Below are 23,026 nucleotides of genomic sequence, written 5' to 3'. Positions count from 1 at the left end.
ATCTTCGCCGCAAATTCCCGCGCCTCAACGAAGCCTCTTCCGTCGCTTCTCCGATCCCGAGGCGATGGCGCTGGCGATCGGAGACATCAACGCCGGCGCCAGCCCCAGTCCCTTGGGGCAGGCCGGCCGGCGGTTCGACGGAATGCTGGCCCGCGCGACGATCGGCGGGCTGAACGTCGGCGCGGGCCGCTTCGCCCAGGGCATTCCTCAATCGGCCGATATTCCCGGCGTTCATACGTTCATGTTCGCCACCGAACCGGCCATCGTTCGTCGTGTTTCGGGGCGAAAGCTGCACGGCCGGCATATCTTCCACTTCCGACCGAACGCGCGGACCGTCACCAGTTCGCCGCAGGACATGCCCTGGGCCTTCGGCATCATCACGGTTCCCTTCGATCTCCTGGCCGAGCAGGGGCGGGGCCTTTGGGCGACCCAGCCCGAGGTTCCGCTGGACGAGGACCGGATGTTCGTCGCGCCCGCGCGGGAGATGGCGGCGCTGGTCGGCCTGATGGGCGACGTCTCGGGCGTGATCCAGCAGACGCCTTGGGTCATCGACGAACCCCAGCCGGCCAAGGCCTTGTCCGGCGCGGTCATGGACAGCCTGCTGGCCTGTCTCTCCCAGGGTCTGGTGAAACCGGACCGCGCCGCGATCGGACGGCATCGCCAGATCGTCGCCCGTTTCGAGCGCGCCCTCGAGGAGCGTCCCGAGGAGATGCTGTCGCTGAGCGGCATCTGCGCGGCGATCGGGGTGGCGCAGCGGACGCTGAACCTGGCCTGCCTGGAGTTCCTTGGCGAAGGCCCGGTTCGCTACGCCCGCAATCGCCGACTGGACCTTGTGCGGGCCGAGCTGCTGGCGTCCGATCCGGCCGACAGCCCTGTGACGACCAGCGCCATGCGCTATGGCTTCTGGGAGCTGGGCCGCTTTGCCCAGGCCTACCGCCTCCGCTTCGGCGAGCGTCCCTCCGAGACCTTGCGCCGGAACATGCACTGACCTTCGTCCGTCCCCGGCCGTTCATGCCGGGATCGCATAGTGCGGGGCCTCTCGCCCATGGCACCTGACGGCCAGACATGCAGTCGGGGGGCGACTGCGACTCCTCGGAGACCTCGGCGCTCGGCGCCAGCCCCAGCAATCAACGACGCCCGGGTGAAGCGGGCCAGTAGCAGGTGCGATGGTGCAGCAGTTTTCGAAGGTTCGAGTCATCCGCAATTCTGTCTCGCTGGCGGTGCTGGCGCTGGCGGTCGGTCTTACGACCGCGCAGGCCCAGGCCCAGATCACTCAGGGCGGCGGCGCCGGCGCCGGCTATGGCCCCTACACGCCCCAGGGCGGTATCGCGGGCGGCGGCGGCGGCGCCTCTGGCGTCGGAGCCTACGGCGGGGCCGCGGCCGCTACGCCGACCGGCTCGGCCGAGGCGGGCGCCAACGGCAGTCAGGCCGGGGGGCAGCCCGGAGCATTGAACGACCTTTCGGCCGGCGGCGGCGGCGGTGGGGGCAGCGGTCTCGGTGGCGATGGCGGCCTGGGCTGGCAGCTCGCCACGACCGGAACCGCCTCGCTGGCCGTCGACTTCGCCGCCACGGACGGCGCCAATGGCGGCAGCAACGCGGCCGGTGGCGGCGGCGGCGGCGGGCTGGTGCTGACGGGCGCGAATGTTCAACTGTCGACCGCGGGCTATGACGTCACGGGCGGCGACGGCGGCGAGGGCAACGCCGGCGGTGGCGGTGGTGGTGGTGGTGGCGGCGTCGGACTGGTGCTGCTGAACGGCGGCTCGGTAACCGTCAACGGCGGCGCGGGCGGCTCGGCCAGCGCCATCACGGGCGGCACGGGCAGTTCGTTCGGCAACGGCGGCGCGGGCCTGTTCCTCTACAACGGCGGTACGCTGAACGTCCAAAGCGGCACGATCACAGGCGGGGCAGGCGGCACCTTCACCAGTTGGGGCGGGGCCGGCGCCGCCGGCGTGCTCAGCAACCTGGGAACCATCGCCAACGCGGGCACGATCACCGGGGGCGAGGGCGGCTACGGCTATTCGAACGGCGGGGCGGCTGGCATCGGCGTGATCGCCTGGGGCGGCACGATCGAGAACGGCGCGACCGGCGTCATCGCCGGCGGCGTCGGCGGGCAAGGGAACGGCAACTTCAGCGGGATGTATTCCGGCGCCGGCGGGGCAGGCATCGTCTTCACGGGCGGCCAGCCGGGGCTGCTGATCAACGCCGGAACGATCCAGGGCGGGGCGGGCGGCCCAGCCTCCAACGCGATCCAGCGAGGCGCTGGCGGCAGGGGTGTGGTCGGCGCCAGCACCGGCTCCACCACCATCATCAATTCGGGCACGATCATCGGCGGCGTCAGCGTGAGCTTCCAGCGCGCCTACGCGATCCAGCTGTTTGGCGACGACAACCGTCTGGAGCTTCACGCGGGCTCGTGGATCCGTGACATCGTGGTCGTGTCCGGCGGCGGCTCCAACAACGTGCTGGCCCTGGGCGGCGCGGACGACGACACGTTCGACGCCTCGCATATCGGGTCGGACGGGTCCGCCGACGGCTACGGCTATATGGGCTTCGACACCTTCGAGAAGCTGGGCGCCAGCACCTGGACCCTGACCGGCACGGGCAATCAGACCTGGTCGCTGCTGGAAGGCGTGCTGAAGGGCGACAGCAACAGCCTGGCCGGCAGCGTGGTCTTCGGCACAGGCGCCGGCAGCCGCGGCGTCGTCTTCGACCAGGCGTTCGACGGCGTCTATCGCGGCCAGATCTCCAGCGGCGGGGCGGTGACCAAGACAGGGGCGGGAACGCTGACCCTGACCGGCGAATCCGCGTCGAACTGGACGATCTCGGGCGGCGGCGTGATCACCGAGGCCGGCCTCTTCGGCAGCGACGCGTCCATCGCGAGCGGCGCGTTCCTGACCCTCGATCAGAGCCGTGACGGAGTCCATGAGTTCGTGCTTTCGGGCGCGGGCGAGTTCCGAAAGGCCGGCTCCGCGAAGCTGGTGCTGACTCAGGATTCCTCCAGCTTCACCGGCTCGACCATGGTCGAAGCTGGAACCCTGTCGGTCAACGGCTCGCTGGCCGGATCGACGATCACCGTCGCTTCCGACGCGACGCTGGGTGGTTCGGGGACGGTGGGCGACACCACAATCCAGAGCGGCGGCCATCTGGCTCCCGGCAATTCCGTCGGATCCCTGTCGGTCGACGGCGACCTGGCCCTGGAGGCTGGCTCCAGCCTCGACATCGAGCTGGGCGCGCCGGGCGCGTCGTCGGCCTCGCCCGGCGTCAGCGACCGCGTGGTGGTCAGCGGCGACCTGGCGCTGAACGGCACGGTGAATCTCTCGCAGAGCGCGGCCTCGGCTGACGGCGTCGCCGGCCTGGGCTATTATCGCCTCGTCACCTATGGCGGCGCCCTGACCGCCAATACGGCGGTGATCGGCGCCACGCCGTCGCTGGGCAACGTGAACTACGCGCTGCAGGCGGGAAGCGGCCGGGTCGACCTATTCATCAGCAACGCCGCCATCGTCGGCGACGACACCTTGCAGCATTGGCAGGGCGGCGATGGCGTCTGGAACGCCGCCAGCACGCAATGGCTGAACCAGGGCGGCAACGCCCCGGCCGGCTGGGCGGGCCACTACGCGATCTTCAAGGACGCGGGCGCCTTCGCGGGCGGCCAGATCACGGTGGAGGGCGCGCAGAGCTTCCAGGGCCTGCAGTTCGTCGACGAGGGCTATGAACTGACCGGGACCGGCCAGTTGGTCACCGTCGCGGGCGGCAGCGAGATCCGTGTCCTTGCCGACGGCGCCAAGGTCGGCGTGGCGATCACGGGCGCGGGCGGCCTGATCAAGACCGAAGCCGGCACGCTGATCCTGACGGGCGCCAACACCTATGCCGGTGGGACGACCATCCAGGGCGGCACGCTGCAGATCGGCGATGGCGGGACCTCTGGCTCCATCGCCGGCGACGTCGTCAACAACAGCGTGCTGGCCTTCGACCGGTCGGACGCCATCACCTTCGGTGGCCTGATCTCGGGCTCGGGCGGGGTGGCCATCCTGAAGGGCGACGTCACCCTCACCGCCGACAACACCTATGTCGATGGCACGGGCATCGCTTCAGGCGCGCAGTTGAAGCTCGGCGCCGGTGGGACGACGGGCTCGATCGTCGGCTCCGTCCGCGCTGACGGCGCGCTGGTGTTCGATCGCTCCGACAGCCTGACCTTCGCTGGGCGCATCAGCGGCTCGGGCGTTCTTCGCCAGGTCGGCGCGGGCAAGACCGAGCTGACCGGCGCCTCCGGCGGCTTCACCGGCGCGACCACGGTCGAGCAAGGCACGTTGGCGGTGAACGGCCTGCTGGGCGGAACCCTGGACGTCTGGTCCAGCGGTCGTCTGCAGGGTGTCGGCACGGTGGGGACCACGGTCGTGTCCGGCACGATCGCGCCGGGCAACTCGATCGGCACGCTGAACGTCGCCGGCGGCGTCACCTTCAAGCCGGGCTCGGTCTTCGAGGTCGAGGCGAATGCGGCCGGGCAATCCGACAAGATCGTCGCCTCCGGCGTGGCCACGATCCAGGGCGGGACCGTCAAGGTCCTGGCGGGGACGGGGACCTACCGCCCGGAGACCAGCTACCTGATCCTGCATGCCGACGGCGGCGTTTCGGCCGGCGGCAAGTTCGACGCCGTGACCTCGAACCTGGCCTTCCTCGATCCCTCGCTCCGCTATGAGGGGAACGACGTCTATCTGCGGCTTCGACGCAACGACATCAGCTTCACCGACATCGGCTTGACCCCGAACCAGGTCGCGGTCGGCGGGGCCACGGAAGGCCTGGGCTGGGACAATCCGATCTACGACGCCGTGGTCAATCTTTCGGCCGACCAGGCCAATCAGGCCTTCGACCAGTTGGCCGGCTCGGACTATGCCAGCCTGCGCGCCTCGCTGATCCAGGACACCCGTTTCGTGCGCGACGCCATGCTGGCGCGCGGTGACCTGGCCGGCGCCGAAGGCCTGTCGATGTGGGGCCGCGCGTTCGGCGCCTGGGGGGATGCGGACAGCGATGGCAACGCGCAGGCTTATGATCGCGATATCCAGGGCCTGCTGACCGGCTTCGACCGCTCGCTGGGCCAGTCCGTCCGCGCGGGCCTCGCGTTGGGCTACAGCTCAAGCCAGCTGAAGACCGCCCAGGCCAAGCAAGAGGTCGACACCTATAACCTGGGCGGCTACGTCGTGGCCGCGCGTGGCGCGGTCTCGTTCCAGCTCGGCGGCGCCTATGCCTGGAACGATGTCCAAGCCGCGCGGCGCGTGGCGTTCACCGGGTTCGACGAGACGCTGTCCAGCGACTATTCGGTGCGCACCTTCCAGGCTTTTGGCGAGGTGGCTCTGAAGCGCCAACTGGGCGGCATGATGCTGCAGCCCTTCGCCGGTCTGGCGCATGTCTCGCTGTCCGACGGCCAGATGAACGAGAAGGGCGGCGTCGCGGCCCTGCACGGCGGCGATGGCGACGAGCACGTGACCTACGGCTCGCTGGGCCTGCGCGCCCAGACGGCGATCGACGCCGGCGACCTGGGTCTGCGCTTCACCGGCGTGGCCGCGTTGCGCCATGCGTTCGAAGGTCGCACGCCGACCGTCGACCTGGCCTTCGCGACCGGTCCGTCGTTCACGATCGCGGGCGTGCCGATCGACAAGGACAGCATCGCCGTCGACCTGGGTCTCGAAGCCGATCTCAGCAAGGCGGTGTCGTTCGGATTCAGCTATTCCGGAAGTTACGGCGACCGCGCGACAGACCATGGCGCTCGCGCTGCCTTGAACTGGCGGTTCTAAGTCGAGGTCGCGAGCGGGTGTGCGCTGGGGACAGCGCACACCCGCTCGCGAAGGCGCTCGATTGGCGAGTGTGCGGTTCCAGTCGGGGTGGCGCCTGAAAGATAATTCCATCGCGATGTGAAAGAAATATTCGGCGTCGAAGTGCCTGTGCGTCTCATTTTTTGAGATTTTTGGATACGTTTATTAAAAATCTTGACGATCGAAATTCTATTTATCGATCGGATACTAATTCGAAATGTTTTCCCAAGAACTACGAAGCCGCAGATGAGCGTGTAAGGCGCGCCGCTTCGTGTTTTGAATCCTTGGGGGAATACTATGTCGGGTACCGGACACTTCAACCGCAAGAACGATCAAGGCCGCGCCGGCCGGGTGCGACTGATGGCGGGCACCGCCTTGGGCTTGTCGTTGCTGGTTCAACCCGTCGCGGCCCTCGCCGCGGATCCGTGCGGGGCCGCGGTCGCGGGCGTCGTGACCTGCCCGGCGGGAACGATCACCACTGGTCTCGACTATGCCGCCGGCGCTGACGGGCTGACCCTGAACGCCACCAATGCGACGGTGAGCAACACCGATGCTCCCGCGATCAAGATCATCGGCACGACCGGCCAGGTCACGGTCAACGCCGTCGGCGTGATCGGCAACGGCGCGGCCGGCGAAGGCGGCCTGGGCGTGCTGGTCAAGACCACGACCGGCGCGATCACCCTCGACACCACCAACGTCAAGACCACGGCCCTGACCTTTAATGGCACGGCCGACCGCACCAACGACGCCGTGACGGGCCTGAGCGACAGCGGCAATATCTCGATCACCGGCAAGCAGCTGTCGAGCCAGAGCACCTACAGCTCGGCCGTCCAGGCGACCTCCGGTTCAGGCGACATCGTCCTGGACATCGACGGCGCCGTCAGCACGGGCGTCGGCGGCCAGACGGTCGGGGCCTTCGCCTACACCAACGCCCTGCCGGGCGGCTCGGTGACCATCGGCGGCGCGGTGAACGCGACGCTGAACAACATCACCGCCACGCACGGCAGCGGCGCTGTCGCCCTGGTCGCCGCCAAGGACGTCACCTTCACCAGCGGCTCGATCATCTCGACCGGCGGCGCCAACGTCTCGGAGTTCGGCTCGACCTTCTACGGTTCGGGCCTGCTGGCGCGCAGCTACACCGGCAATGTCGTCGGCACGAGCCAGACGCTCACCACCACCGGCAAGCGCGACACCGGGATCAACGCGGTCGCCGTCTTGGGCGACGTGACCCTGACCAGCGGCACGGTGTCGACCACCGGCGACGGCGCCTTCGGCATCACGGCCACGGCCGGCAAGACGGTCAACGTGACCGCGACCAGCACCAGCACCCTGGGTTCGTCGATCTACGAGAACAACGCCGTCCGCCTGGCCAACGCCATCTATGTCAGCGGCGGCACGGCGATGATCGTCAACAGCGGCACGGCCTCGACCACCGGCAACGGCGCCAGCGCCATCTACGCCACCGGCGCGGGGTCGATCTCGATCAAGAGCGGCACGGCCACGGCGACGGGCGGTACGGCCGTCCTGAACGGCGCCTCGGTGTTCGCCAACGCCATCAGCGCCCAGAGCACCGCCGGCGGCATCGACATCACCAGCGGCACGGCCAGCACGGCCGGCGCGGGCTCGTGGGCGATCTACGCCTCGGCCGGCAATGGCGCGATCAACATCAACAGCACCAACGCCTCGGCGACGGGCAACGGCAGCCGGGCGATCTACGCCAACGGCGGCGGCGGGGTGACGATCGTCAGCGGCACGGCCTCGACGGCCGGCAACTACCAGGGCAACACCGTCGACGCCATCATGGCGCTGACCTTCAGCAAGAAGGCCAATATCGACATCACCAGCGGCACGGCCACCACCTTGGGCACGTGGGCGCGCGGCATCTACACCTGGACCAACGAAGGCGACATCGCCATCGACAGCGGCGCGATCTCGACCGCCGGCCTGTGGTCGCAAGGCATCCTCGTCGACCAGGATGGCAACTTCAACTACGCCGACCATGCCGCCCTGGCCGGTACGGGTGCGCTGTCGATCAAGAGCGGTTCGATCGAGACGGCGGGCGACCAGAGCGCCGGCATCGCGGTCGACTATCTCGGCGCGACCACCATCACCAGCGACACGATCAGCACCAAGGGCTGGAACGGCTACGGCATCGTGGCCTTCGGCGGCGACGACGTCACCGTCCACAGCGGCGACATCACCACCCTGGGCTTCACCGCCAGCGGCATCCAGGTCGAAACGCCCGGCCTGATCTCGATCACCAGCGACTCGATCTCGACCGCCAGCCACGGCGCGGCCGGCATCCGCGCGCTGGGCGGCGAAGGCGTGACCATCGTCAGCGGCACGATCAGCACCAAGGGCGACAAGGCCGGTGTCACGGGTCAGCCTGACCGGACGTCGTCGGGCATCTACGCGGCCAGCGCCGCCGGCCCGGTCGACATCACCAGCGGTTCGATCACCACCACCGGCTACGGCGCCCAGGGCATCCGCGTCGATCAGACCGAAAGCGTCCTGGTCTACGGCACGCCGCATACGCCGGCGGGCGGGACCGGTCAGGTCCACATCACCAGCGACACGATCCACACCTCGGGCGGCAACGGCGTTGGCATCTGGGTCGAGAACACCGGCAAGGTGACCATCGACAGCGGTTCGATCACCGCCGACAACGCCTCGGGCATCAATGTCTACGGCAAGGACGGGATCGACATCACGTCGGACACCATCCAAGCCGGCTACGGCGGCGTCTTCGCCTACACCCAGGACGGCGCGATCAAGATCAAGAGCGGCGACATCACGGTCGGTAACCGCGGCGACATGGGCATCTACGCCGTCAGCACGACGGGCGACATCTCGATCGACGCCGGCGCGACCCACACCACCAATGTCGGCCTGAACGGCGACTACACCGCCGACGCCATCGGCGCGATGTCGTCGGGCGGCGGTTCGATCACCATCAAGAGTGTCGACGCCTCGGCGGTCGGCGCCTACGCCTCGGCGGTCTACGGCATCTCGACCGGCGGTTCGGTGACCATCGACAGCGGCAAGGCGCGCGCCGCCAGCGACCGCACGCTGGGCATCATGGCCCAAGGCGACGTCGTCACGGTCCGCAGCCAGGACTCCGAAATCACCGGCGCCGGCGCGGTCGCCATCCAGGGCATCGCCAAGAACGGCGACGCGACGGTCACCTCGGGTCGCGCGGTCGCCATCGGCGCCGGCGGCAAGGGCCTGGACGTCCGCGCCGCCCACGACGCCGTCGTGACCATCACCGGCGAGACCTCGGGCGATCTGAACGGCGCCGCGATCTCGGCTCTGCACCGGTCGACCGTCACCGTGGCGGCCGGAGCCTCGGTCACCTCGACCAGCGGCGTGGGTCTGGAATTCAAGACCCTGACCATCAACGGCTCGCAGACCACCGGCGTCACCACCGGCTACGGCGCCGACCTGACCACCTCGGGCTACATCACGGGCGCGGCCGGTTCGCGCGCGGTGCTGTTCGGCGCTGGCGACGACAACCTGACCGTCCTGGCGGGCGCCAGCTTCGGCGGCGCCATCGACGCGGGCCTTGGCCACGACACCCTGACCCTGAAGGGGGCAGGCCAGGTCAACGCCCAGACCCTGGGCGGCGTGTTCGGCTTCGAGACCGCCTCGGTGCAGTCGGGCCAGTTCACCCTCACTCAAGACACCAGCTTCGGCGCCACCACGATCTCGGGCGGCAAGCTGATCACCACGGCCGAACTGACCAGCGACGTCTCGGTCGGCTCGGGCGGCACGCTGCAGATCGGCGCCGGCGGTACGACCGGCTCGCTGGTCGGCGACCTGGCCATCGGCGGCACGGTGATCTTCAACCGCTCGGACGAGTACGACTACACCGGCGACATCACCGGCTCGGGCGAACTGATCAAGCAGGGCGACCAGCGCCTGGTGCTGTCGGGCGAGTACGGCTTCACCGGCACCACCACGGTGCAGGGCGGCACGGTGCGCATCCTGCACCTGCCCTCGACCGCCGAGGTCCAGGTCGACAACGGCCTGCTGGACCTTTCGGGCCTGACCCAGACCGTCACCAACCTGAGCGGCGGTTCGACCGGCCAGATCTCGATCCAGGGCGGCGCCCTGACCGTGAACCAGTCCGACACCACCACCTTCTCGGGCGCGATCACGGGCACCGGTTCGTTCACCCTGACCGGCGGCGGCGTCATCGACCTGGCCGGCGCCAACACCTACACCGGCGACACCACGGTTGGCTTCGGCAAGCTGAAGATCAACGGCTCGGTCACCTCGGACGTCACGGTCGGTTCGGCCGGCATCCTGGGCGGCTCGGGCACGATCGGCGGCGACGTCCTGGTGCAGAGCGGCGGCATCGTGGGCCCGGGCAACTCGCCCGGCACCCTGCACGTCAACGGCGACTTCACCTTCGCCACCGGCTCGGTCTACCAGGCTGAAGTGCTGCCCACCGGCGAGCACGACCTGATCGACGTGACGGGCGTGACCACGATCCAGAGCGGCGTCACTGTCCAGGTCCTGGCCGGCGGTCCGACCGCCCAGTACCAGCGCCTGTCGCAGTACGGCATCGTCGCCTCGGCCGGCGGCGTCGTCGGCAAGTTCGCCGGCGTGACCAGCAACATGGCGTTCCTGACGCCGACCCTGACCTACACGACCAACGCCGTGCGCCTGAACCTGCTGCGCAACGACATCCGCTTCGCCAGCTTCGCGACCACCGCGAACCAGGCGAACACGGCCCGCGCCGCCGAAGCGCAGGGCCAGGGCTCGGCGGTCTACGACGCCCTGGTCACCCAGAGCGCCGTCGGTTCGGTCGAGGGCTACAACGCCCTGGACGGCCAGATCCACGCCGATGTCTCGACCCTGCTGGTCAGCGACGCCGGCCGCCTGCGCGAAGCGGTTCAGAACCGCGCCTCGGCTCCGGCCGATGCGACCGGCGGCTGGGGCGACGTCCTGGCCGGCTGGAACAGCCTGGACGCCGGCGCCGGCGCCGCGGGCCTGAAGACCAAGAGCTCGGGCCTCGTGGTCGGCGGCGACACCGTGGTGGGCGGGACCCGCATCGGCGTCGCGGCCGCCTATAACGACGGCCGCGCCACGGTCGCCGCCCGCGGCAGTCAGGCCGACAGCACCAGCGGCCAGGTGGCGGTCTACGCCGCCTCGGCGTTCGGTCCGCTGAAGGCCAGTGTCGGCGGCGGCTATGCCTGGTCGTCGATCGACACCGCCCGCGCCGTCTCCTTCCCCGGCGCCCAGGATCGGGTGAAGGGCAAGTACGACGCCAAGACCGCCCAGCTGTTCGGTGAAGTCTCCGCGCCGCTGGCCTTCGGCGCGGCGGTGATCGAGCCGTTCGTCTCGGGCGCCTATCTGAGCGTCAAGAGCGACGACGCGGTCGAAACCGGCGGCTTCGCCCGCCTGGATGTCGACGGCGTCAAGCGCGAGCTGGGCGTGGTCGATCTCGGCCTGAAGCTGAAGTCGGACGTCGGGGTCGGGGGCTCGGTCTTCCGCCCGCACGCCTCGGTCGCCTGGCGTCTGACCACCGGCGACCTGGTCGGCGAGACCTCGAACGCCTTCGTGGGCGGGGTCAACCGCTTCGTGGTCACCGGCGCCAAGTACGACGCCAACGCCTTGGCGCTGCAGCTGGGAGCCGACCTGTTCTCCGGCGATCGCGCCCGCTTCGGCGTCACCTACGACGCCACCTACGGCGATCGCTACGAAGCCCAGGCCATCCGCGCCGGCGGCTCCTGGCGGTTCTAGGCCGCGAAAGGAAACGGGCCGGCGTTTCGCGCCGGCCCGCTGCTCGAAAGGCGACAGCCCCCGAAAGGGGGCTGTTTCTTTTCAGCCGTATCCGACTTGATTGGGCCGTCCCGGCTGGAGACGTCAGTCGGTCAGTTTCGTCTCCAGCGTCTTCAGCCAATCGACAAGAACGTCATGGCGGATCGGGCCGTCCGACATCGAAACATCCCGGGGCACCTGGGGCGGCTCGACCTCGGAGGGCGAGTAGCCGAAGCAGGCCCTGAATTGACGGCTGAAATGGGTGGAGGAGGCGAAGCCGTGCTGACTGGCGATGTCGGCTATGGTCGGGCTTGGACCCATCCGCCGGCGCAGCGCCCGGCGGGCGTGATGCAGGCGGCGATCCTGGACATAGCGATTGACGCCGCCATCCGCGTCGAAGGCGCGATAGAGCGTCGCGCGCGATACGCCCGCGGCGCGGGCGATCGCGTCACTGTCGATGACGGGTTCGAGGGCGTTCAGCCGGCTTTCGATGTAGTCGGCGGCGGCCCGGCGAACGGTGCGCTGCAGCGCGGTTATCTCCGGTCCGGGGATCGCGATCTCCAGACCGGTGATGCGCGCGGCGATCAGAAGAGCGGCCTGGATCGCTGTTTCGATCTCCTCTTCGCTCAGGCTTTCGACGAGCTCGACCAGGCTGGTCAGGTGAGCCTGGAGCAGGCGGGCTCCCGGCTGGTCGGGCGGAATGACCAGGCCATGCGCATCCTTGGAAATGAGGGACGGCGGCGCCACCGCGCGGGGCGCCAGCAGACTGATGACATCGATGAGGTCGGCTCTGGAAGCCGAAGGCCGGGACAGATCGCGGAACTGGATCGCGCCCGGCGCCGCCCGGACCTCGTGGCCGTCCGCGTCGCCGACGACCGCGGCGGTGTTGATGAGCAGATTGAGGCCGTCGAGATCGGACCGGCGCAGCGTGGCGGCGCCTCGTGACAAGGTCTGGCGTACCGAGCGTCCTTGTCCGATCACGCCGGACTCGGTGAGGGCCGAGCGAGTCCTGTTGTAGAAATGCCGCCGGTCATGGTCGCTAATGCCGGAGACCTCATAGAGATCCGCCATGCCGACTATGTAGCGCTCGAATGCGTCGGGCAGGGTGTCGGTGGAGACGTCCCAGGAAAAAGAACGGGAAGCGGGCACGCAAAATCCTGACACTCGGCAAAGCGCCCGGGAAACACAAAGGCGCTATATTCAGCTTGGTAAACAGTTTCCGCGCGAGGTCATCGGTTTTCTTCCGTCGAGCTTGCGATGTTCCGTGCGCCACGCGCTTGGAGCCGCGAACGGCCGGGGCAATGTCCGGCTTCTGGAGCGGAGGCGGAGTTCGCTCTTGGCGCTCAGCGGCGCGAAAGTGAGTTTACTGGCGTGACGGTCGCGGAATTGATCCGCGCGACGTCGCATAAGAAATTGAATTATGGGAGGAAAATGGTGGATGCGACAGGGATTGAACCTGTGACCCCCTCGGTGTGAACGAGGTGCTCTCCCGCTGAGCTACGCATCCGCCGTGTCGGTGAGGTTCGAAGACCTCGCCGCGAGAGGAGGGGGCCTATAGCCCGGTCGTTTCGGGGGCGCAAGTGGTCAAAAGCGAGATGCACGCCGAAGGCACGTCGGAGAAGGCGTCTATCAACAGATCTCCGCCCAGGGTCTCGACCGGGGCCTCGGTGTAGCCGAACGAGACGAGCAGGGCGGGGACGTCGGCGGCCTTGGCCGAAAGGACGTCGTTGATGCTGTCGCCGACCATGACCGCGCGGGCCGGATCGCCGCCGACGGCCGCGATGGCGGCCAGCACGTGGCGCGGGTCGGGCTTGGGGGCGGGGGCGCTGTCGGCGCCGATCACGGCGTCGAAATGGCGGGTCAGGTCCAGAGCGTCCAGCAGGGCCACCGACAGGTGGGTCAGCTTGTTGGTGCAGACCACCAGCTTGGCCCCAGCGGCGCGCAGGGTCACCAGGACCTCGACCACGCCGGGGAAGGGCGCGCTCTCGTGGGCGATGCGGCCCAGGTACAGGGCCACGAAGCGCTCGACCAGCTGGGGCGCCTGGTCGGCGTCCAGCGGCGCGCCGGCGGCGGCGAAGCCGCGCTCCAGCAGGGCCTTGGCCCCGCGCCCGACCATCTTGCGCACGTCGTCGAAGGGCAGGGCCGGCAGGCTCTCCTCGGCGAGGATGAGGTTCAGGCTGGCCACCAGGTCCGGGGCGGTGTCGACCAGGGTGCCGTCGAGGTCGAAGGCGATGGTCGCCCCCCGCAGGATTTGGCCGTTTAGAATGTCGTTCTGGGCATGCATGGCTCTGGCCTTTCGGCTAAACGCGCGGCTAATGCAACTTTGGTCCGTGCTTCGGGAGTCGCTTCGCCCATGACCAGCCCCGCTTCGGCTCCAGGCCGCAAACGCGCCGCCGTCATCCTGGCCGCCGGCCAAGGCACGCGGATGAAGTCGCCGACGCCCAAGGTGCTGCACGCGATCGCCGGCCGAACCATGCTGGACCACGCCATCGACACCGCCGAGGCCCTGGGCTGCGAGCGCGTCGTCGTGGTGGTCGGCGCCCACAGCCCGCAGGTGGGCGAGCACGCGCGCAAGCGCTTGGGCGAGGGCTCCACCGTGGTGCAGGACCCGCCCCTGGGCACCGGCCACGCCGTGCTGGCCGCCCGCGAGGCCCTGGCCGACTTCGACGGCGACGTGGTGGTCACCTATGCCGATTGCCCGCTGCTGACCGCCCCGACCATCGAGCCGTTGTTCGCGACCCGAGAGAAGGGCGCCGATGTCGCCGTGCTGGGCTTCGAGGCCGCCAACCCCACCGGCTACGGCCGCCTGATCCTGGCCCCCGGCCATGTGCTGCTGCGCATCGTCGAGGAGAAGGAGGCCGACGACACGGTCAAGCAGGTCAAGCACTGCAATTCCGGCGTCCTGGCCGGCGACCGCGCTGTGCTGTTCGACCTGCTCTCCCAGGTGCGCAAGGACAACGCCAAGGGCGAGTACTATCTGACCGACGTGGTGGGCCTGGCCCACGACCGGGGCCTGTCGACCCGCGCGGCCTTCGCGCCGGAGGCGGCGGTGCAGGGCGTCAATTCCCAGGGCGAGTTGGCGGCGGCCGAGGCCGTCTGGCAGGCCGCGCGCCGCAACGCCTTCCTGGTCGAGGGCGTGACCATGCCCGCGCCGTCCACCGTCCACCTGTGCTGGGACACGAAGCTGGCCGCCGGGGTGACGGTGGAGCAGTTCGTGGTCTTCGGCCCGGGCGTCAGCGTCGCGAGCGGGGCGGTGATCAAGGCCTTCAGCCACCTGGAGGGCGCGGTTGTGGGCGAGGGGGCGCTGATCGGTCCCTACGCCCGCCTGCGACCCGGCGCCGAGATCGGCCCGGACGCCCACATCGGCAACTTCGTCGAGGTCAAGAAGGTCAAGGTCGGGGCCGGCGCCAAGGCCAATCACCTGTCTTATCTGGGCGACGGCTCGGTGGGACCCAAGGCCAATATCGGGGCCGGGACGATCTTCTGTAATTACGACGGCTTCGACAAGTTCGAGACCCATGTCGGGGCGGGCGCCTTCATCGGCTCCAACACCGCCCTGGTCGCGCCGGTGCGCATCGGCGACGGGGCCATGACCGGTTCGGGCTCGGTGATCACCAAGGACGTCGAGGACGGGGCCCTGGCCCTCTCTCGCGCGCCGCAGAGCGACAAGCCGGGCTGGGCGACCAGGTTCCGGGCCATGAAAGCGGCCGCCAAGGCCAAGAGGGACGGGAAATGAGCGCCGACGATCAGAAGCGGATTTCGGGCGAGGCCGCGGCCGCGCTCGTCGAGAACGGCATGGTGGTGGGCCTGGGCACCGGCTCGACGGCCGCCTGGTTCGTCAAGGCCCTGGCCGCGCGCAAGCTGGACATCCGCGGCGTGCCGACCTCGGAGGCCACGGCCAATCTCGCCCGCGAACTGGGCATCCCCCTGGCGGCGCTGGACGACGTTAAGTCCATCGACCTCACCGTCGACGGCGCCGACGAGGTCGGACCGGGCTTGTCGCTGATCAAGGGCGGCGGGGCGGCCCTGCTGCGCGAGAAGCTGGTCTGGGAGGCCTCCAAGCGCTGCGTGGTCATCGCCGACGCGGCCAAGAAGGTGGACGTGCTGGGCAAGTTCCCGCTGCCCATCGAGGTGGTGCGCTTCGGCCACGTCCATACCGGCCAGCGCCTGGCCGACATCGCCGCCGAGTTCGACCTCCTGCCGCCGCGCCTGCGCATGGCCGACCGGGGCATCGTGGTCACCGACGGCGGCAACGTGATCTACGACATGCCCTCGGGCGTGATCGCCGAGCCGGCGGCCCTGGGCGCGGCCCTGAAGACCGTGACCGGCGTGGTCGACCACGGCCTGTTCCTGGACCTGGCCGACGAGGCCCTGGTGGGGACCGACCAAGGGGTGGTCAAGCTGGTCCCCTAGACCCATATCCTCCGTCTTCCGGCCGCGCGGTCCCGTCGCGCGGCCCATCCGACCCTAGTGACCCGGAGCGCCGCGATGGCCGAGTACGACTTCGATCTCTTCGTCATCGGCGCCGGTTCGGGCGGGGTGCGCGCCGCGCGCCTGGCCGCGATCAGCGGGGCCAAGGTGGCGGTGGCCGAGGAGTACCGCGTGGGCGGCACCTGCGTGATCCGCGGCTGCGTGCCCAAGAAGTTCATGGTCTATGCCAGCGAGGTGACCAGCCAGCTGAAGACCGCCAAGGGCTACGGCTGGACCATCGGCGAGGCCAGCTTCGACTGGAAAGGCTTCCTGCACGACAAGGACGTCGAGATCGCCCGCCTGTCGGGGATCTATGTCACCAACCTGCAGAAGGCCGGCGCGCACCTGCTGCACGGTCGCGCCCAGATCATCGACGCCCACACCGTCGAGGTGCTGCCCAAGGAGGGCTCCAAGGACGCGGGCCGCTACACCGCCCGCAAGATCCTGATCGCCACCGGCGGCCGTCCGTGGAAGCCCGACTTCCCGGGCGCGGAGTACGGCATCACCTCGGACGAGGCCTTCCACCTGCCCACCCTGCCCAAGCGGGTGCTGGTGGTGGGCGGCGGCTATATCGCCGTGGAGTTCGCCTCCATCTTCAACGGCCTGGGCGTGCAGACGACGCTGCTCTATCGCGGCGCCAACATCCTGCGCGGTTTCGACGACGACGTGCGCATGCATCTGGCCGAGGAACTGGAGAAGCGCGGCATCAAGGTGGTGCTGGGCTGCGACCACAAGAAGATCGAGAAGACCGACGCGGGCCTGGTCAGCACGCTGAGCAACGAGCTGACCTTCGAGACCGACGCGGTGATGTTCGCCACCGGCCGGGACCCTTACGTCGAGGGGTTGGGCCTGGAAAAGGTGGGCGTGAAACTGAACGAGCGCGGTGCGATCCAGGTCGACGAGCACTCCAAGACCAGCGTCGACAACATCTGGGCGGTGGGCGACGTCACCGACCGCATCAACCTGACCCCGGTGGCGATCCGCGAGGGCGCGGCCTTCGCCCAGACCGAATTCTACGACAACCCCACCACCTTCGATCACGACATGGTGGCCTCGGCGGTGTTCTCGCAGCCGCCCATCGGCGCGGTGGGCATGACCGAGGCCGAGGCGCGCCACGCCTTCGGCAAGGTCGACATCTATCGCGCCGTGTTCCGGCCGATGAAGAGCGTGTTCTACGGCGGCCAGGACCGCTGCCTGATGAAACTGGTGGTCAAGCAGGACGACCAGAAGGTGGTCGGGGTCCACGTGGTGGGACCGGACTCGCCCGAGATCATCCAGATGGCCGCCATCGCCGTGAAGATGGGCGTGACCAAGCCGCAGTGGGACTCGACCTGCGCCGTGCACCCGACCCTGGCCGAGGAACTGGTGACCATGCGCGACAAGTACATGCCGCTCGGAATCAGCGCGTGACCGATCTGGCCTGGGCCGGGGATTCGGCACGGCGCACGCCCTGGCTGAGCGGGGTCGCGATCTTCCTGGTCGTGATGACGCCGCTGCTGGCTTACGGAGCGCCACTGGGCTTCGCGCCGCTGCTGGCCCTGACGGGGCTTCTGGCCCTGCCGGGTCTGCGGTTCAGCCGCGCGTCCGCCCCGCCGCTGCTGATCCTGGTGGCCCTGGCCTTGTGGGCGGCGGTCAGCATGACCTGGAGCCCGGCGGCGGTCGATCCGTCGACCCTGAAGGGCTATGACGACATCGAGACCCTGACGGGCCTCAAGCTGTTCCTACAGCTGGCGACCTACGGCGTGGCCGTGGTCGCCCTGCGCGGCTTGTCCGAGGCCGGCGCCGGGCGCGCGGCGCGGGTGATGGCCTATGGCGCGGTGGTCCTGGCCGTCGTGGCCGCGGTGGACTCCATGACCGGCGCGGCCCTGTATCAGAAACTGTATCTGGTGACGGGCGAGACGATCCGGCCCGACAAGGCGATGGTGAAGGTCTCGCTGTCGACCTACGCCCTGGCCCTGCTGTTCTGGCCCGTGTCGCTGGTGCTGTCGCGCCTGCATGGACCGCGCCTGATCCTGCTGCTGATCGGCGGCACGGTGGCGACCTCGGTGCTCTGCAGTTCCGACGCCTGCCTGGCGGCCCTGGCGGCCGGCGGCCTGGCCTGGCTGCTGGTGCGCTATTTCGGGCGCAACGGCGCCAAGCTGCTGCTGGTGCTGGTGGCCGCGCCGTTCGTAGTGGCCCCGCTGGCGGTGCTGATCGGGGTGGAGACCGGCTTCGTGGCCTGGCTGCACAAGCTGGTCCCGCCGTCGTGGGACGCGCGGCTCAACATCTGGACCTTCGCCGCCGACCACGTCCAGACCCATCCCTTCCGGGGCTGGGGCCTGGACGCCAGCCGCACCTTCGGCCTGGCCATCCCGCTGCACACCCACAACGCCCAGCTTCAGCTGTGGCTGGAACTGGGCGCCATCGGCGCGGCCCTGGCGGGGGTGTTCTTTTGCTGGCTGGCCTATGGCGTGGTCCGCGCCGCCGAGCGCGCGCCGGGCGAGGCGGCGATGGCCGCCGGGGCCCTGGTCAGCTACCTGGTCATCGGAGGTTTGAGCTTCGGGATCTGGCAGGAGTGGTGGCTGGCCCTGGGCGCCCTGACCCTGATCGCCTGCGGCCTGGCGCGCGCCACGGTCGAGCCGCGATGGGCCGATCTGGACGAACTTACCCCTCTGGCGTGATTTTGCAGCCTTTGTCGCAATGATTTTGCCTTCCGGGCGCGGTTGGGATAAAAGCCGCTCCCTTTCGAGAAGTTCGAGACCGTCATGACCAGCCGTTGGACCCCGTCGTCGTGGAGGGCGCTGCCCGCCAAGCATGTTCCGACCGACTACCCCGACGCGGGCGCGGTGGAGCGCGTGGAGCAGACCCTGCGCCAGATGCCGCCGCTGGTCTTCGCCGGCGAGGCCCGCCGCCTGAAGTCGGCCCTGGGCGAGGTGGCCGAGGGCCGCGCGTTCCTGCTACAGGGCGGCGACTGCGCCGAGAGCTTCAAGGAATTCCACGCCGACAACATCCGCGACACCTTCCGTCTGATCCTGCAGATGGCGGTGGTGCTGACCTTCGCCGGCGGCAAGCCGGTGGTGAAGGTGGGCCGCATCGCCGGCCAGTTCGCCAAGCCGCGCTCCGAACCGATCGAGACCATCGGCGACGTCACCCTGCCGTCCTATCGCGGCGACATCATCAACGGCATGGACTTCACCAACGAGGAGCGCCAGCCCGATCCGGACCGCCTGCTGAAGGCCTACGGCCAGTCGGCGGCGACCCTGAACCTGCTGCGCGCCTTCGCCAGCGGCGGCTATGCCGACCTCTACAACATCCACCGCTGGACCCTGGGCTTCGTGGGCGACAGCCCGCAGGGCGCGCGTTACCGCGAGCTGTCGGAGAAGATCTCCGAGGCCCTGACCTTCATGGCGGCGGTCGGCGTCACGCCCGAAACCCAGCCGGATCTGCGCCGGGTGGAGTTCTTCACCAGCCACGAGGCCCTGCTGCTGGGCTTCGAGGAAGCCATGACCCGCGTCGATAGCACCTCGGGCGACTGGTACGACACCAGCGCCCACCTGCTGTGGATCGGCGAGCGCACCCGCCAGCTGGACGGCGCCCACATCGAGTTCATGCGCGGCGTGAAGAACCCGATCGGCCTGAAGTGCGGCCCCACCATGGAAGGCGACGACCTGCTGCGCCTGATCGACGTGCTGAACCCGCACAACGAGCCGGGCCGCCTGACCCTGTACGGCCGCTTCGGCTCGGACAAGATCGCCGACCGCCTGCCGCGCCTGATGAAGGCCACCAAGTCGGCCGGCCGCTCTGTGGTCTGGGCCACCGACCCGATGCACGGCAACACGCTGAAGGCCTCGACCGGCTACAAGACCCGTCCGTTCGACCGCATCCTTTCGGAGGTGAAGTCGTTCGTCGAGATCGCCCACGCCGAGGGCGTGCATCCGGGCGGCGTGCACCTGGAAATGACCGGCCAGAACGTCACCGAATGCCTGGGCGGCGCCCGCGCCGTGTCGGAAACCGACCTGGCCGACCGCTACCACACCCACTGCGACCCGCGCCTGAACGGCGAGCAGGCCCTGGAGCTGGCGTTCCTGGTGGCCGAGAAGCTAAAGGCCGCCCGCGACGACCAGCGACGTTTGGCCACGGGATAACAAGGTTCCGTCAAAGCTGGCGGTCGGACTAAGCGGGGTGTAGCGTCCTTGTCATAAGGAGGGCGCTCGATGAACAGTACCGTGGTTTCCAGGCGTGGTCTGGCCGCCTTGCTGGCCTTGGCCGCCGCGCCCGGTTTTCCTGCCCGAGCTTTCGATCTCACGGACACCGCCCTGACGGCCGCGACCAAGCCGCTGGACCTCAAGAACCGGCTGACCGTCCAGGTCCGGGTGAACGGTCGCGGCCCCTACGCCTTCCTGATCGACACCGGCGCCAATTCCTCGGTGATCTCCAGCGACCTGGCCGACCAGCTGGGGCTGACGCGCGGGGCCAAGGTCAATCTGCACAGCATCGCCGGGGTCGAGCAGGTCGACACCGTGGCCGTCGAGACCCTGTCGGTAGGCCATCGGGTCCGCAAGGACATGACGCTGTCGATCGTCTCGGGTCGTCACCTGCGCGTGCCGGGCATACTGGGCCAGGACTGGCTGGGCTCGCAGGCGATGATCCTGGATTTCGCCCGCAATCAGATGCGGATGGGCGCGCGGGCTCCGCGCGGCGACGACCTGGCCTTCACCGTGCCGGTCAAGATCAACCAGAGCGGCCTGAACCTGCTCGACGGCCGGCTGCTGGGCGATCCGGTCCTGGCCTTCCTCGACACTGGCTCGACCACCACGGTGGGCAACAAGGCGCTGATGGACTTGGCGATCCGCAGCCGTTCGGTCAGCCGTGACTGGGCCGACATCGAGCTGTCCAGCGTCACCGGCCAGACCATGGCCGGTCGCCTGGCGGCGCTGCGGCGCTTCCGGCTGGGCAAGATGACGCTGCTGAACGTGCCGGTGGTGTTCGGCCCGATCCACACCTTCGAGTACTGGGGACTGAACGACCGGCCCGCGATCCTGATCGGGAACGATGTTCTCAGCATCTTCGAAACCATCGCCCTGGATTTCAACCGAGGCAACGTGCAGTTCCAAATGCGGGCAACTTCGGCCAAACGAAGCTCCCGCCTATCTTGACCCGCCGCTCGGCGCTCTCCAATGGTTGTTTGAACGGAGTGCGTCGATGAGTTTGCCTGCCCGGTTGAAACGCGAGTTGAAGTTCCTGAAGGGACTCTCGCGCACGCTTAAGCGCGTGAAATCCATCGCGCCTGAAAGCACCAACCTGATCTGCGACGATCTGGAAGCCGCCGTCGACAAGTGGTCGGGCAGCCAGGCCATCGTGTTCGAAGGCCGCTCGGTCACCTATGCCGAGCTGGACGCCATCGCCAACCGCTACGCCCACTGGGCCAAGGGGCAGGGGATCACCCGCGGCCAGACCGTGGCCCTGTTCATGCCTAACCGCCTGGAATACCTGGCCATCTGGTATGGGCTGTCCAAGGTCGGGGTCGCCACGGCCCTGATCAACAACCAGCTGACCGGCCCGGCCCTGGCCCACTGCCTGAACATCTCCAACGCCCTGCACTGCATCGTCGATCCGGAGACCTCGCCCTGCTTCGAGCAGGTGAAGGGCACGCTCGAGCGCCACGTACAGCAGTGGGTGCTGGGACCGGTCCACGGCGACCAGCGCGACCTGGTCAATGCGCTCAAGAGCTGCAGCCAGTTGCGTCCCGACCGCCTGACGGCCCGCAACGGCCTGACCGCCAAGGACACCGCGCTCTACATCTTCACCAGCGGCACCACCGGCCTGCCCAAGGCCGCGCGCATCACCCACATGCGGGCCCAGCTCTACATGCGCGGTTTCGCCGGCTCGACCGATTCGCGCGCCACCGACCGCATCTATGTGACCCTGCCGCTGTACCACGCCACCGGCGGCCTCTGCGCCATGGGCGCGGCCCTGCTGAACGGCGGGGCGGTGGTGCTGCGCAAGAAGTTCTCGGCCAGCCAGTTCTGGGACGACGTGGTCGCCGAGCAGTGCACGATGTTCGTCTATATCGGCGAGCTGTGCCGCTACTTGGCCAACCATCCCGAAAGCCCCAACGAGCGGGCCCACAAGATCCGCCTGATCTTCGGCAACGGCCTGCGCCCCGACGTCTGGGACGTGATGCTGGACCGCTTCAAGGTGGGCGGGGTGCTGGAGTTCTACGGCGCGACCGAGGGCAACGTCTCGCTGTTCAACTTCGACGGCCGGCGCGGGGCCATCGGCCGGGTTCCGGGCTATCTGAAGAAGAAGTTCAACATCCGCATCGTCAAGTTCGACGTCGAGGCCGAGATGCCCGTGCGCGGCCCCAACGGCTGCTGCATCGAGGCCGCGCCCGGCGAGATCGGCGAGTGCATCGGCCACATCGCCAGCGACGCCCGTTCCAACTTCACGGGCTATGCCGACAAGGCCGCCACCGAGAAGAAGATCCTGCACGACGTGTTCGACAAGGGCGACGCCTGGTTCCGCACCGGCGACCTGATGCGCACCGACAGCGACGGCTACCTCTATTTCGTCGACCGCATCGGCGACACCTTCCGCTGGAAGGGCGAGAACGTCGCCACCAGCGAGGTCTCCGAGCGCCTGTCGGCGGTGCCCGGCGTGAAAGAGGTCAATGTCTACGGCGTGCCGGTGGGCGATCTCGACGGCAAGGCCGGCATGGCCGCCCTGGTGGTGGGTCCCGAGTTCGACATCGCGGCCCTGGCCGACTATGTCGACCGCGAGCTGCCCGCCTATGCCCGCCCGATCTTCGTGCGCCTGCAGCCCGAGATCGAGACGACCGGCACCTTCAAGTACCGCAAGATCGACCTGGTGAAGGAGGGCTTCGACCCCGCCAACACCAAGGACCCGCTGTACTTCCGCGATCCGGGCAAGGGCTACGTCAAGCTGACCAAGGCGGTCCACACCAAGATCCTGGCGGGCGGTTACAAGCTGTAGGGACTTCGGGGCGG

General features: G+C 68.8%; 12 protein-coding genes and 1 tRNA gene. 10 read left to right on the top strand and 3 right to left on the bottom strand.

The features are described from left to right. The first annotated feature begins 64 nt into the window (after positions 1–64). The 3 genes from AC07OA_RS12420 to AC07OA_RS12410 all read left to right on the top strand — a co-directional run bounded on the left by AC07OA_RS12420 (position 65) and on the right by AC07OA_RS12410 (position 11,552). A complete protein-coding gene (locus AC07OA_RS12420) occupies positions 65–988 on the top strand; it encodes an AraC family transcriptional regulator (protein ID WP_494664116.1) in 924 nt (307 codons plus the stop codon). Between the two features lie 178 nt (positions 989–1,166). Then, the gene (locus AC07OA_RS12415; protein ID WP_494664115.1) at positions 1,167–5,786 is read left to right on the top strand and encodes an autotransporter domain-containing protein; all 4,620 of its coding nucleotides are present in this window, start codon (positions 1,167–1,169) and stop codon (positions 5,784–5,786) included. Positions 5,787–6,101: 315 nt separating this feature from the next. Then, positions 6,102–11,552, top strand: a complete 5,451-nt coding sequence (locus AC07OA_RS12410) for an autotransporter domain-containing protein (protein WP_494664114.1) — start codon at positions 6,102–6,104, stop codon at positions 11,550–11,552. 123 nt (positions 11,553–11,675) lie between these two features. Here the strand turns inward: AC07OA_RS12410 and AC07OA_RS12405 are convergent, their stop codons facing one another. From AC07OA_RS12405 to gph, 3 genes are all read right to left on the bottom strand, one after another. Next, positions 11,676–12,719 (bottom strand): helix-turn-helix transcriptional regulator, encoded by a 1,044-nt coding sequence (locus AC07OA_RS12405; protein ID WP_494664113.1) that lies wholly within the window; start codon positions 12,717–12,719, stop codon positions 11,676–11,678. A 283-nt stretch (positions 12,720–13,002) separates the two neighbouring features. Next, positions 13,003–13,077: transfer RNA gene (locus AC07OA_RS12400), tRNA-Val, on the bottom strand. Positions 13,078–13,122: 45 nt separating this feature from the next. Further along, entirely contained in the window at positions 13,123–13,854 is a 732-nt protein-coding gene (gene gph / locus AC07OA_RS12395) for a phosphoglycolate phosphatase (protein WP_494664112.1), read from the bottom strand. 69 nt (positions 13,855–13,923) lie between these two features. On the opposite strand from gph, the gene glmU reads away from it, so the two are divergent. The 7 genes from glmU to AC07OA_RS12360 all read left to right on the top strand — a co-directional run bounded on the left by glmU (position 13,924) and on the right by AC07OA_RS12360 (position 23,012). Beyond that, a complete protein-coding gene (gene glmU, locus AC07OA_RS12390) occupies positions 13,924–15,306 on the top strand; it encodes a bifunctional UDP-N-acetylglucosamine diphosphorylase/glucosamine-1-phosphate N-acetyltransferase GlmU (RefSeq protein ID WP_494664111.1) in 1,383 nt (460 codons plus the stop codon). Continuing rightward, positions 15,303–15,983, top strand: coding sequence for a ribose-5-phosphate isomerase RpiA (rpiA, locus tag AC07OA_RS12385; protein ID WP_494664110.1), 681 nt, complete (start codon positions 15,303–15,305; stop codon positions 15,981–15,983). Before glmU ends, rpiA begins: the two co-directional genes overlap by 4 nt. A gap of 75 nt (positions 15,984–16,058) precedes the next feature. Beyond that, a complete protein-coding gene (gene gor, locus AC07OA_RS12380) occupies positions 16,059–17,450 on the top strand; it encodes a glutathione-disulfide reductase (RefSeq protein WP_494664109.1) in 1,392 nt (463 codons plus the stop codon). Continuing rightward, positions 17,447–18,700, top strand: coding sequence for an O-antigen ligase family protein (locus tag AC07OA_RS12375; protein ID WP_494664108.1), 1,254 nt, complete (start codon positions 17,447–17,449; stop codon positions 18,698–18,700). Before gor ends, AC07OA_RS12375 begins: the two co-directional genes overlap by 4 nt. Positions 18,701–18,784: 84 nt before the next feature. Continuing rightward, complete coding sequence (locus tag AC07OA_RS12370) at positions 18,785–20,164, top strand: class II 3-deoxy-7-phosphoheptulonate synthase (protein ID WP_494664107.1); 1,380 nt, start codon at positions 18,785–18,787, stop codon at positions 20,162–20,164. A 69-nt stretch (positions 20,165–20,233) separates the two neighbouring features. Beyond that, positions 20,234–21,175, top strand: coding sequence for an aspartyl protease family protein (locus AC07OA_RS12365; protein WP_494664106.1), 942 nt, complete (start codon positions 20,234–20,236; stop codon positions 21,173–21,175). 46 nt (positions 21,176–21,221) lie between these two features. Next, positions 21,222–23,012: a long-chain-acyl-CoA synthetase gene (locus AC07OA_RS12360; RefSeq protein WP_494664105.1), complete on the top strand. Its 1,791-nt coding sequence runs from the start codon at positions 21,222–21,224 to the stop codon at positions 23,010–23,012. The last annotated feature ends 14 nt before the right edge of the window (positions 23,013–23,026 follow it).

Source organism: Caulobacter sp. GW821-FHT09B08 (assembly GCF_059418225.1).
This window is presented reverse-complemented; position numbering and strand designations above follow the sequence as displayed.

Coding starts and splice junctions, on each gene's coding strand:
- AC07OA_RS12420 (WP_494664116.1), top strand. CDS start 65: ATGGCGCTGGCGATCGGAGACATCAACGCCGGCGCCAGCCCCAGTCCC.
- AC07OA_RS12415 (WP_494664115.1), top strand. CDS start 1,167: ATGGTGCAGCAGTTTTCGAAGGTTCGAGTCATCCGCAATTCTGTCTCG.
- AC07OA_RS12410 (WP_494664114.1), top strand. CDS start 6,102: ATGTCGGGTACCGGACACTTCAACCGCAAGAACGATCAAGGCCGCGCC.
- gph (WP_494664112.1), bottom strand. CDS start 13,854: ATGCATGCCCAGAACGACATTCTAAACGGCCAAATCCTGCGGGGGGCG.
- glmU (WP_494664111.1), top strand. CDS start 13,924: ATGACCAGCCCCGCTTCGGCTCCAGGCCGCAAACGCGCCGCCGTCATC.
- rpiA (WP_494664110.1), top strand. CDS start 15,303: ATGAGCGCCGACGATCAGAAGCGGATTTCGGGCGAGGCCGCGGCCGCG.
- gor (WP_494664109.1), top strand. CDS start 16,059: ATGGCCGAGTACGACTTCGATCTCTTCGTCATCGGCGCCGGTTCGGGC.
- AC07OA_RS12370 (WP_494664107.1), top strand. CDS start 18,785: ATGACCAGCCGTTGGACCCCGTCGTCGTGGAGGGCGCTGCCCGCCAAG.
- AC07OA_RS12365 (WP_494664106.1), top strand. CDS start 20,234: ATGAACAGTACCGTGGTTTCCAGGCGTGGTCTGGCCGCCTTGCTGGCC.
- AC07OA_RS12360 (WP_494664105.1), top strand. CDS start 21,222: ATGAGTTTGCCTGCCCGGTTGAAACGCGAGTTGAAGTTCCTGAAGGGA.